Genomic DNA, 10,603 nt, shown 5'->3' on the forward strand with positions numbered 1-10,603 from the left:
GGCGGCCGGAGGCGGACGGGCGGGCAGGCCAGGGGCGGACGCGCGGACGGGCGGCGAGGGCCGGGGCGGGCCGCCGGGCCGGGGACCGGCGGGCGCGGGCCGGAGGCGGACGGGCCGGCGGACGGCCCGGCGGGCGGCGAGGCGGCGGAGGCGGCCGGAGGCGGGCACGGGGCCGGGGCGGGGCGGGCGGAGGCGGGCGGCCTACTGACTGCCCCCAGGCTTCGGCAACTTCCCTCTTTGCTCAAGAACGATGGCCTCAGCAGCAGCGATGCCGACGGCCGACAGGGCATAGAAACGCCGACGCGGACGGCCTAGCTGGGGGTGCTCCAATTCCCAACGGCTCTCCAACCAACCGGCTTCCTCCATACGCCCCAGGATCGGGTAGACGGTGCCGCTAGGCCGGCCCGCAGCCCGGACGACAGCGAAGCCATGCAGTTCCTCGCGCGAGCCAAGAAGTGCTTCCAGCACGTCCAGTGTGGCGGCCGTGACGCGGAATGGAGTCTTCATAGCCAAAATTCTACACATGTAGCGAAAGAGGTTGATTCCCGGACTCAGCCTCTGCTTCACACTGCTACCAGAGAGGAGCCGAGTACTTCGCTCCGCATCACTCGGTACAGGACCGCCTAGGCGGCGGGAGTCCGGCCGGGCCGGCCGCCGGGGCGACGACCGGCCGGGCGGGCCTGGAGCGCGGCGGCCTCGGCGGAGCGGCCCTCCACCCCGAAAAGATCTTGAACATTGCGCGTGGGGTGACCCGCCGGCACGACATACAAGCGCCCACGGACAACGAACGCGACCTACAACCCCCACCCAAGACCACACAGCCAGGTGCGACAGCAGGCACGGCCGGAGCCCGGACGGCCGGGGAGGGCACGGGCAGGACGGCCGGGCCGAAGGCGGCCGGAGGCCGGGGAGGGCAGGCGGGCGCGGACGGTGAGGGAGAAATCAGCTCTCTGGCGTCGAGGCCCACGCGAACTCGCCGGGAGCCGTCTCGACGACCTCTCGCGGCCAGGTCCGCCGGACCTGCTCCAACTGCCGGTACTGCTTGGCCAGCCAATCCCCGCGCGGTTGTACGCCGATGCGGGCCGAAAGACGGCCCGGCTCCTCGATCACCACCGTCACGCCGCCGTCCTCAAGCCGAACCGCGAGCCTCGCCCGCTTGTTTCCGCCGATGCTCGCCTCAATGCCGTCACCGACCTCGGACAGGCCCCGCTGCAAAGTGTCAAGGTCGTCATGGTCGAGGAAGAGCTGCAGTCGGATGTCGATCCCCCAGTACGCGGAGGCGACAATCTCGGCAATGAGCATGTCGTGCCCGAGTGGACGGCCTGGAGCCATCCGACCTCTGATGCGCACGATGGCGCTACTGTGCTTGTCAGCCAGATGGATCAAGTCCACTGAAGCCGCTTCCGTCATGCCGTTTCGCCCTTCGTGCGTTGCTCAGGCCCTCATCATCTCCCGGCGCCGGTCGGCGGAGGGCGGCCCGGCCAGGGCGAAGAGATCACCCCCACCGGCGGCCGCAGGCCCGGCGGACCGCCCACCGGCCGGGACGGGACGGAGAGCGGGGGCAGTGCTTCAGCTGAGCAGAGACTCGGCAACCCGCTCGAACGCCACAGCTTCGCTCTGCAGCCCAGGGCCGCTCCACATGTCAGCGATGTGCGGGATAGCCGGTACCAACGCCGGGAGCGCGGTGCTCAGGCCGGTGAGGTAGTCCCGGGCCCGGGCACCTGGCTGCTCCCGCTCTCCGAGGAGCACCAGCAGTGTCGGCGGAACCGGGTTGGCCCGGGGTCACGGCACCCGAACGCCCACGTCGGGCCGGCGGTTGACAGGAACCGCAGTGCGCACGGCGGCCGGGCCGCGAGGCGGAGCCGGACACAGGACGATCCAGTGCAGGTAACTTGTACCGTATGCACTATGTGTGTCGATATTCGTACGGTTCTCCGCAAGCATGAGGAAGAGCTCCGCCTCTTTCGCCGGAGCCTGTTCTCTACGGAACCGGCCGATAGCGGTCTGGCCTCCGTGCTGCCCGAGGCCGTGCTGGAGCAGCTGCGGTCGGAGGGGCGAGTGGTGCCGCGCCGCTTCGGGCCGGTGCGCTCGGTGACCGACCAGCATGCTGTTCTCAGCGTTGTGGGGGACGTCACCGATCAGGCCATGCTCCTTGAGGGGTCCGGCCGGGAGGGGGCTGTGCTGACGCTCTCGTTCGCCTCGCATCACAAAAAGCTCCGTACTCGCCTGCCCGTTGATCTGGAGGAGGCGAAGGCATGGGTCGAGGCGATCGTGGGCCCTGGCTGGCTGCCACACTTCTACTCTGCAGAGGCCCTGAGTGGTACCGCCAAGGGCGGAACCTCGGCCCCGAGGCCGCTGACGACGCAGTACTTCTATCTGTTCCTGGGCGCTGACGGTGTCCCGCATGCCGAGCCGGAAGCACATCGGCTCGGCGTCTTGACCCCGCTCGTTCAGACGCCCTGACGATCACCGAAACCCAGAGCGGGTGTCGGCGGCGGCACGGATCGAGGCCGGGGATACACGTCCTACGGTAGAGCCGTGAAACTGACCGACCTCCGCGAACTGATGCGCCGCCGCCGAGCCGACTACGGCCTCGGCCTGAGCTTTGACACCTTCCGCGCCGATCCCATGATCGCCTCGCTCCAATGGCCAGCCGACGTCGTTGAGCAGTTCCTCTACGACCACGGTGATCACGGTCCCTTCGAGCGTGACTACGGGAACGTCGACCTCGCCACGATCGTGTGGACGCTCGAAGCGGTCACGGCCGAGGAACTGAGCACGATGCCGACCGGTCCGTCCGAGGCGGGCTGCATCGAGCAGTTCGCCCTCCACCCGGGCCACTACGTCAGCGTGCGCAACTCGGGCATCCACGTCGGCGTCGCGGAGATGTGGCGGGACCGCGGGACCTGGAAGCGTCCGCCGCTGCTGCTCGACCGGAGGCTGCTGGACTCGTCGGCAAGCGGTCTGCAGGTGCTGGAGGGGCGGACCCGCGTCGGGATTCTGCGGGGCCGCCTTCGAGAGAACGACTTCGTCGCGGCGACGCACGAGGCGTGGGTCGGTCGGCCGGCCTGACGGACTGTCGGGGGCAAGTGCTGGCGGCCGGGGGGCGAACAGGAGGCAGGGTGGTGGGTACCCGCCAGGTGCGGGTTGCTCTAGCCGGTGACGGGACGGGACGGCATTCCCTTGCGGGTCTGGCGGAGGAGGCCCGTCAGGATCTCCTCCCTGCCGATGCCGTGGTGAGCGGCGTCGGCTTCCGGGGCGGTCCTGTCCTCGATGGCCTCCATCAGTTCCCCGCACTCGTCTCGGACGACGATGATGGGCTTCTCCATGGGGTTCCTCTCAGCAGGACGAGCTGGCCCTGGTGCGGACGTGGCACCAGCGTAGCCAGCAGGTTTGGCAGTGATCAGTTGCCCCAGGGCACGCGGGCGAGAACCAGTCCGCGGACCTCGGCGGCGCCGGAGGCGAGCAGGCGCAGTGAAACGTGCTGGAGCTGGGAGCCGGAGGTGAGGACGTCGTCGACGAGCAGGATAGTGGCGCCCTCGATCGCGGCGCGGTCTCCCGTCCAGGTCAGGGCGGCGGCGTGAGCGATGCCGGCCTGGCGCTTGTCCTCCAGCGTGCCGCGCGCGGACCGGGGGGTCTCCGCTGTCTTGACCAGGAGTGGGGACCCCGGCGGGCTGAGGGGGAAGGCGTGGGTGAGGTCCTCGTTGTATGCCGCGTCCATGATCCGCTCGATGTGCTGGATCGGGACGCGGCCGGCGTGGGTGGGGTTGCCGATGACGAAGTCGACGCCGTCCATCCGGTCGCGGTGTGTCTCCATCCAGCCGACCAGAAGACGGCCGAAGATCAAGGCCCAGCCGTGCGCCCCGTCGTACTTCAGCTTGTGGATCTTGTCGCGCAGCGCCCCTGAGTAGACGGCGACCGCGTCCACACAGGAGAAGCCGCGTTCGGCGAGCGGCAGCCGGCACAGGCGGTTGACACACGGCTGCCCGGGAGCGACGGCCTGGGAGCAGACCGGGCAGTGCGGCTCGGCGATCGGCTGGAGGGTCTTCTGGGCGCAGGCTGAGCAGAGGTGGGCGGCGCCAGTGAGGCTGTAGGCGCAGATGCCGCAGTTGGGGAAGCCTGCCGGTTGGGGAAGGGGCGTGGTCACAGGCCGGCCAGGGCGAGCTGCTGCCGCTGCTCGCTGGCGCGCTGGACGCTCTCGGCGGTGCCGAGGCGGTCCAGGATGTCGCTGGTGTGGGAGACCTGGATGGCCCGCCCTTCCTTGATCATTTTCTCGGCCCAGGGCTCGCTCGTGGCCAGGGAACGGATCAGGAACACCTTCTTGCCGTGCTCGGCGGCGATGCGGGCCTGCATCTTCGCGCCAGAGGTGCTGGAGGCTTCGATGACGACGCTGCCGAGCGTGGTGCCGGAGGTGACGACGTTGCGCTTGGGGAAGGTCCACCGGGCCGGGGGCGAGGTCGGCCAGAACTGGCTCAGCAGCGCTCCCCCGTGCTCAAGGATCGCGTCGGCCAGGGGGCGGTTCTCGGCCGGGTAGACGGGCGCGGCGATGCCGGTGCCCATGACAGCGACGGTGCGGCCGCCGGCGCGCAGGGTGGCGTCGTGGGCGGCGCGGTCGATGCCCTTGGCGAGGCCGCTGATGATGACGACGTCGTGCTCGACGAGCTCGCGGGCCATGCGGGCGGCACGGCGCAGTCCGTCCTCGGATGCCTGGCGGGTGCCGACGACGGCGATGGAGCGGGCATCGCGGTCACTGAGCTGGCCGCGGTAGAAGAGGAACGGCGGCAGGTTGGGGACCAGGCGCAGGTTCGCCGGGTAGTCGGGGTCCAGGACCGTGACCAGCTGCGCCCCGGCCTTACAGGCGGCTTCGATCTCCTTGTCGACCCACGCGCGGAAGGGGTCGAGGTCCTTGATGGCCACCTGGAGCAGGGGCCGGTTGCGCTGGACGGTCGTGGTGCCGTCCTCACGCAGTCGCCCGTCGAGGAGGGCCGCGAGGTCGTCAGGCGTCTGGGCGTTGCGCGCGATCAGGTTCCAGTCGATCAGGTGCTCGCCGACGCGGGCGGCGCACAGGGCGAGCAGATCGCGCTGCTGATCGGTGAGAGTGAGGTCGGTCATGAGAAGAGTCCTTCTACTCGCGGCCCGAGGATGTTCGAAGGATGGTGCGGTGTGCTTGGGCCACCTCCATCATGGCGCACGGGTACGACAACCGACCCCCGGGGGGCGCCGGCCGGTGCGTCGAGCCGGCCGACCGGGCCCAGCGAGTTTCTCGGTCCCCAGCTGCTATTGATCTTGGTACTGGGCGGTGTCGAGGTACTCCAGCATGGCTCGCCGCAGCGACCGGGACGGTCCGTCGTCCACGCCGCCGGGGCAGCTGGTGGCCGTGAAGTCCGCGAGGTCGAGATCGTTGGTGTCGAAGGGGTCGATCTTCACGCCGCGGCGCAGCGTGTAGGCGGTGTGGGCCTTGGGGTACTTCCCGACGGTCAGGGCAATCACCTCGGCCGCCCCGGCCTCCTCCAGGAGGATCCGGGCCCACTCGATCGACTTGCCCTCGGTGGTGAAGTCGTCGAAGACGATCACCGACTTGCCGCGCACCTTGCGCCGGTAGTTGGGGTTGATCCGTACGGTGCGGGCCTGGGCGGCGATCGAGATGTCCACCCCCGTGCCTTCTCCCCTGCTGGCCCGGTAGCGCTCCAGGCTGGTGTCGGGGGCCGCGACGACGCGTTCGAGGAGGTCTTCCCGGTAGTACGAGCCGACCACGACCTTCGCCCTCTCCAGGAACCCTTCGAGCTGGGCGCTGACCCGGCCGGGCCTGCTGCTGGGGTAGACGCAGAACAGGCTGCGGCCGGGGAGGTTGCCCTCCAGGTAGGCGGACAGGAGCAGGCTCAGCATGAGGACGTCGCGCGCGTCCTGCTCTCCGAGGGCGATGCTGTGGGAGCGGGTGAAGACGTCCTGGAGGGTGAAGGTGCGGCCGCCGCCCTTGGGGAAGGAGACGTTCGGCGGGAGCAGGGAGCGAAGGCGGAAGCGGCCGTCCTCGTCGTCGAGGGCGTAGGCCCAGCTGGGCTCGTGCAGGAGGTAGTGCTCGAGCAGTTCGCGCACCTCGTCGGGAGAGTCGGCCAGCAGCGAGGTGATCGGCTTCTTGTTGGCCTTGGCCCAGCGGGCGTGGACGTACACGACACCGGCCTGGATGCCGGTGTACCAGTCCCACTCCGTGGTGCCGACCAGCATGAGCTGGGTGAGGTCCAGGTCCAGGGCCTCGGCGACGCTGGTGAGCCAGGCGCCGCTGCCGCGCGCGGGCCGGCCGGGGATGTCGTCGCGGCACAGGTGCAGGGCGGGCTGCGGCAGGTCGGCGGCGGCGCAGGCGCCGACGGCGTCCATCGGGTCGCTGGACAACAGCACCCAGGCGACGTCGCGCTCGGCCAGCCAGTCCAGCAGCTCGGCGACGCCGTCGTGCGCGCGGGTGGAAGTGCGCAGCACCGCCTTGTAGTCGAACACCACGGCGCGCACCGTCAGGCTGTCGTCGTCCACCGAATCCCCTCCTCCTGGCGCCCGTCGGGGCGTCTTTAGCGAGCCGGTCTCCATGATCTCAGCGGCCGTCGCACCGCGCGTCGCTGGGCGGGGTAGTCACTGGTCCGCCCCTCCTCGGGATCTCCGGTGATCGTCAGGCATGGTTGGCCACCGGCCCGTCGACGCTCAGGACGCGATACCGGCAGCGACTTTCGTCCGGCTGGCTGTCGTGGTCATCGTCGGCGCCAGCGCGCGAAGAAACCCTGTCGGCGTGCGGGCTCGGCCGGCGGCGGCGGGGGTTCGGACGGGGCGGCGGGTGGGACGATCGGGCGCTCGGGCTGCGCTGGGGGCGCTGGGGCGGTGGCGGGATCCGCCGGCGAGGGCGTGGCCTTGACCGGGGGCGGCGCCTCCTGAACGGGTGTCGGCGTGAGCCGCTGCGGGGCTGTGGCGCGGCGGGCCGCCCGCGGCGGGGTGGTGCCGCGGCGAGCCGGCCGCTGGCGGGCGCGGGGCTGAACGGGGCTGTCCAGCGGGTTGGGGGACCGGGGTGTGGTGGGCAGCCCGGCGTCGTCGATGTTCCAGTAGGCGATCTGCCAGTGGGCCTGGGGCCAGAGCACGGCCTGGTGGCCCAGTCGGCTGGAGTTCGGCTTCCACAGCTTCCACGCGACGTCGGGCGCGGCAAGGGCCAGCACGCGGGTGCCTTCAGTGAGGGGTTCGAGGAGCGCACGATGGTGGGCGTCGGCGCGCAAGTAGACCTCGGCGTGAGCAAGGGGACCGGGCAGCCCGGTGGGGACGCGAGCCGCGATCTTGCAGGAGGTGGCGCTGTCGGTCGTCTTGATCTGGGTGACCTCCCCGAGGACCGCGACAGGGTGGTGGATCGCGTCGGCGGCCAGCCGCTGGTAGAGGTGGGCCAGATGGTCGGGGTCGGGGCCGAAGCAGAAGTCGTTCCAGGCCACCGGGGTTCGCAGGCCCGGGTGTTTGACGGTGAAACGGCCCACGTTTTCGGGGTCGTTGCCGTACAGGGCCAGGAGCTGAGCGATCCGGGCGGCGCTCGTGACGGCCGGGGGGAGGGCGGGTTCGACGGTGTGGATCTTGAGGTTGACGGGGTCGGCGGGAGGCGCGAGGAGCGGAGATCCGACTGGTGGCTGGAGCGGGGCCTTGGTGTCCGTGGTGGCAGCGAGGACCAGGCGCAGTTGCAGGCCGCCGGCCCGCAGTTCGGCCAGGCCGTGCGAGCGTCGGGCGATGGCGTGCACGGTGTGGTCGGAGCGCAGCGGGCAACCCGGCAGGTGTTCGGCGGTACGGCCCTTCTCCTTCTCCTTGGCCAGGGCGAAGTGGGCGCCGCGGGTGAAGGGCTTGCCCTTGGTGGAGACGCGAGGCTGCTCGGGCTGGGCGGTGACCTCGTGCTCGCAGTACGGGCAGCGCAGCGGCCGGGTGAACGGCTCGGGCTTCATCCCGATCTGGCGGGCTGACACCACGAGGCCGTTCTTGTCCCGGGCCTGCTGCAGCTTGAACAGTTGCCGGTCACCCACCTACTCCTCCTTGCCTTGGTCCTTCGACCCTATCCGGCGGTGCGTGGCGCCCGGTCCGTCTTCGGTCGGCAGACCCACGTACTGGATGCCGGTGCCAGGTACTGCAGCAGAGTGTCAGCAGCACGCCGGAATTCACGGCGGTTGGGAGTGATCGGCCACCAGCGACTTGGGCAAGCTCTGCACGGTCAGTGATGGCCCGAGGGTGCCTCACGAGGGTGCCGAGGCCGGGCATGGCTGCGGCCGCGGCGACGTCGTGCGCGCGGTTGGGGGGCCGGGGTGCGGGGGTTCTGTCAGTTCTCCGCGGTCCGGCTCCATGGTGTGCCCTTGTTCACCTTGCTGATCAGGTGACGCACGCCCTGGTTGTCATTGGGGTTGGTCCGCAGGCTGTTGCTCATGACTGCGGCTGCCTTCGGTGTCTCTGCCAGTCGCCACCACGCGAGTCCGAGCCCGTGCAGAGCCCTGTGGAACGGCCGGTTGTCCAGTTGCGACCAGGCGAGGACGCCGGTGAACGCCGGAGGCAGCGACAGCTCGGCCACGGCGACGGCTGTCTGGTAGTAGCCGAGGGCCTCAGTCAGTGCTGTCGCGTCCGAGTCGGCGCGGTCGAGGGCGTCGTTGCCCAGGTGTGCCCAGCAGTCGATCTGCCGCGGGTCCTCACGCACTGCGGCGAGCAGCGCGGCCCGGTAGGCGGCTGTGTCGCCGGTGCGCTCGCGCAGGGCGAGGGCCCGGTCGACCGGTGGGTCGCCTTCTCCGGTGTACGGGGCGGGCATCCGCCAGTCCTCGCCGCCGAAGTCGGGGCGTGCCGGGGTGATCCCGCGGTCGTGGAGCCGCTCAAGGATCCGTCGGGTGTCGCAGTGCTCGTAGCGGTCGGTGATCTCCGACAGGTACACGTAGCGCTCGCCCGCGCCGCTCTCGCCGTCCGGCCCGGGTTCTGCTCGAGGTGTCGGCAGCACACGGCGGAGCCCGTCCAGCAGCTCCTTCAGCACGTCGTCGGCCTGCCTGGCCGTCAGCGGCCATGCCAGGCCGAAGTCGCGCGGCACCGCGTAGACGGGGTACCACAGGCTGTCCCGGTCCAGGCCGCTGTGCTCGGCGAGCATCGTGCGCAACCTGTCTTCGGTCACTGTCGTCATCGGGCGTCCTTCCTCGGGCCGGAGTTCGTCAGGGTGGTGTGGTCGGCCGGCCGGAGTCCCGCGGCCGCGCGGACCTGGCTCAGCAGCGGTCCGGCGTCCTGCTGGTCCTGCGGGTCGAGGTAGAGGAGTCGGAAGAGGATCATCTCGGCGGCGTTCCAGCGGTTCTGCCTGTACGCGACGCCGGCCAGCCCGTACAGCGCCCGCAGCAGCGGGCGGTTGGCCTCCACACCCCACGGCATCGTCGGGCCTGCCTCCCGGCCGTCGTACAGGGGGAACTGCAGTGGGACTTCGGCGACGGCCACCGCGCACTCGTGCCATCTGCGGGCCTGCGTAAGCGCGGCCCGATCCGGCTCCTCGCCTCGGTCCCGGGCCTGTGCGAGGACCTGTTCTGCCCGTAGGACATAGGCCTCCACGGCCTCCGGGCGCTGCGCGATCAGGTCCTCCAGTCGGGCCGCCGCCGCGGGTGCGGGCAGGTCCAGCAGCTCCGCGCGCTCGGAGGGCTGAAGGCTGTGCGCGTCTGGCAGCCGGAAGACCGCGCGTACTCCTTGGGTCAGCACGTGCCGCTGCCACCGGTCCGGCTCGTCGACCGCCTCCCAGCGGAGCGGCTCAGCCTCCTCCTCGGCGTCCTCGTCCCATCCCTCGTCGTCCGGGGCGCCGTGGTAGTCCAGAGGCTCGACTCCTGCCGCGGCAAGGTAGGACGGGTCGAACTCGTCGCCGGTCGGCGCCGGCTGCCCCTGGCCGCCGGCCCGGGCGGCTGCCTGGAACGCCTCCTCGCACGGGCGGGTCGGTGACCACGTCATCGACACCGGGTGGTAGGAGTGCGGCCAGGGGTGTGCGCCCACGCCAGGACCCCAGAACTCGACGTCCTGGTGCAGCAGGAGGCGCAGCGCCATGTCGCGGCCTGCGGCGTCCATCCGTCCGCCCAAGCTCATGATCTTGTCCGCGTGGTTCCGGACCTCGGCGAGGGCCTTCTGGTAACCCATGCCGGTCTCGTCGTCGAGCCGCCGGGCGATCCGGGAAAAGTGCGTGGGGGATGTACGGGGGGAGTTGGACACAGCGCTCTCCTGGACTCGGCCCCGCGATACCGCACCGCCCACCTCGATGCGCCGGGACCGACAGGCCGGGCGCGGACACTGCATCTGCTCTCCGGGGCCGAGCACCGGCTCGGTTCACTCGCACGGCCAACGGTGGGTCAAGCCGGCGAGAACACGCCCCCTGGGACGCGGCGTCCCGAGCATACCCACCCGCGCGGGCCCACCACACTCGAACGCCAGCTCCCGGTGGCCTCCGCCGAGGCGGCGGTAAGCGCGCTCGGCCAGCCTGCGGGCCGTCCCCGGCGGACTTGGCGTTCCGCGTCCTTGGACGGCCGGCTGACCGATACCATCAGGGCAAACGCACCTCACCGTGACGTGCCTTGCCCGGACCCACCTCCGGGCCGTGGCGAATCCA

Annotated in this window: 11 protein-coding genes; 2 read left to right on the forward strand and 9 right to left on the reverse strand. The window is 70.8% G+C overall.

The window, feature by feature from the left end; all coding sequences use genetic code 11:
• Window positions 1-201: 201 nt before the first annotated feature.
• A complete protein-coding gene (locus ACZ6K0_RS40270; protein WP_469235328.1) occupies window positions 202-507 on the reverse strand; it encodes a PadR family transcriptional regulator in 306 nt (101 codons plus the stop codon).
• A gap of 435 nt (window positions 508-942) precedes the next feature.
• A complete protein-coding gene (locus tag ACZ6K0_RS40275) occupies window positions 943-1,410 on the reverse strand; it encodes a DUF5959 family protein (RefSeq protein ID WP_469235326.1) in 468 nt (155 codons plus the stop codon).
• Window positions 1,411-1,908: 498 nt separating this feature from the next.
• Between ACZ6K0_RS40275 and ACZ6K0_RS40280 the strand changes: the two genes are divergently transcribed.
• A complete protein-coding gene (locus ACZ6K0_RS40280) occupies window positions 1,909-2,463 on the forward strand; it encodes a hypothetical protein (protein WP_469235325.1) in 555 nt (184 codons plus the stop codon).
• A gap of 75 nt (window positions 2,464-2,538) precedes the next feature.
• Entirely contained in the window at window positions 2,539-3,072 is a 534-nt protein-coding gene (locus tag ACZ6K0_RS40285; RefSeq protein WP_469235323.1) for a hypothetical protein, read from the forward strand.
• 80 nt (window positions 3,073-3,152) lie between these two features.
• Here ACZ6K0_RS40285 and ACZ6K0_RS40290 read toward each other — a convergent pair whose 3' ends face one another.
• The 7 genes from ACZ6K0_RS40290 to ACZ6K0_RS40320 all read right to left on the reverse strand — a co-directional run bounded on the left by ACZ6K0_RS40290 (window position 3,153) and on the right by ACZ6K0_RS40320 (window position 10,209).
• Window positions 3,153-3,329: a hypothetical protein gene (locus ACZ6K0_RS40290; protein ID WP_469235321.1), complete on the reverse strand. Its 177-nt coding sequence runs from the start codon at window positions 3,327-3,329 to the stop codon at window positions 3,153-3,155.
• Window positions 3,330-3,403: 74 nt separating this feature from the next.
• The gene (locus ACZ6K0_RS40295) at window positions 3,404-4,147 is read right to left on the reverse strand and encodes a ComF family protein (protein ID WP_469235319.1); all 744 of its coding nucleotides are present in this window, start codon (window positions 4,145-4,147) and stop codon (window positions 3,404-3,406) included.
• A complete protein-coding gene (locus ACZ6K0_RS40300) occupies window positions 4,144-5,112 on the reverse strand; it encodes a DNA-processing protein DprA (protein ID WP_469235317.1) in 969 nt (322 codons plus the stop codon). The genes ACZ6K0_RS40295 and ACZ6K0_RS40300 overlap by 4 nt, the downstream gene beginning before the upstream one ends.
• 165 nt (window positions 5,113-5,277) lie before the next feature.
• On the reverse strand, window positions 5,278-6,522 hold the full coding sequence (locus ACZ6K0_RS40305; protein ID WP_469235315.1) for a hypothetical protein: 1,245 nt from the start codon (window positions 6,520-6,522) through the stop codon (window positions 5,278-5,280).
• A gap of 212 nt (window positions 6,523-6,734) precedes the next feature.
• Window positions 6,735-8,027 (reverse strand): hypothetical protein, encoded by a 1,293-nt coding sequence (locus ACZ6K0_RS40310; protein WP_469235313.1) that lies wholly within the window; start codon window positions 8,025-8,027, stop codon window positions 6,735-6,737.
• Window positions 8,028-8,317: 290 nt separating this feature from the next.
• Window positions 8,318-9,154: a hypothetical protein gene (locus ACZ6K0_RS40315; protein WP_469235311.1), complete on the reverse strand. Its 837-nt coding sequence runs from the start codon at window positions 9,152-9,154 to the stop codon at window positions 8,318-8,320.
• Window positions 9,151-10,209 carry a hypothetical protein gene (locus tag ACZ6K0_RS40320; RefSeq protein WP_469235309.1) on the reverse strand — a complete coding sequence of 353 codons (1,059 nt, stop codon included), beginning with the start codon at window positions 10,207-10,209 and terminating at the stop codon, window positions 9,151-9,153. Before ACZ6K0_RS40320 ends, ACZ6K0_RS40315 begins: the two co-directional genes overlap by 4 nt.
• Window positions 10,210-10,603: the final 394 nt, after the last annotated feature.

The organism is Streptomyces sp. NPDC042346 (assembly GCF_055581845.1).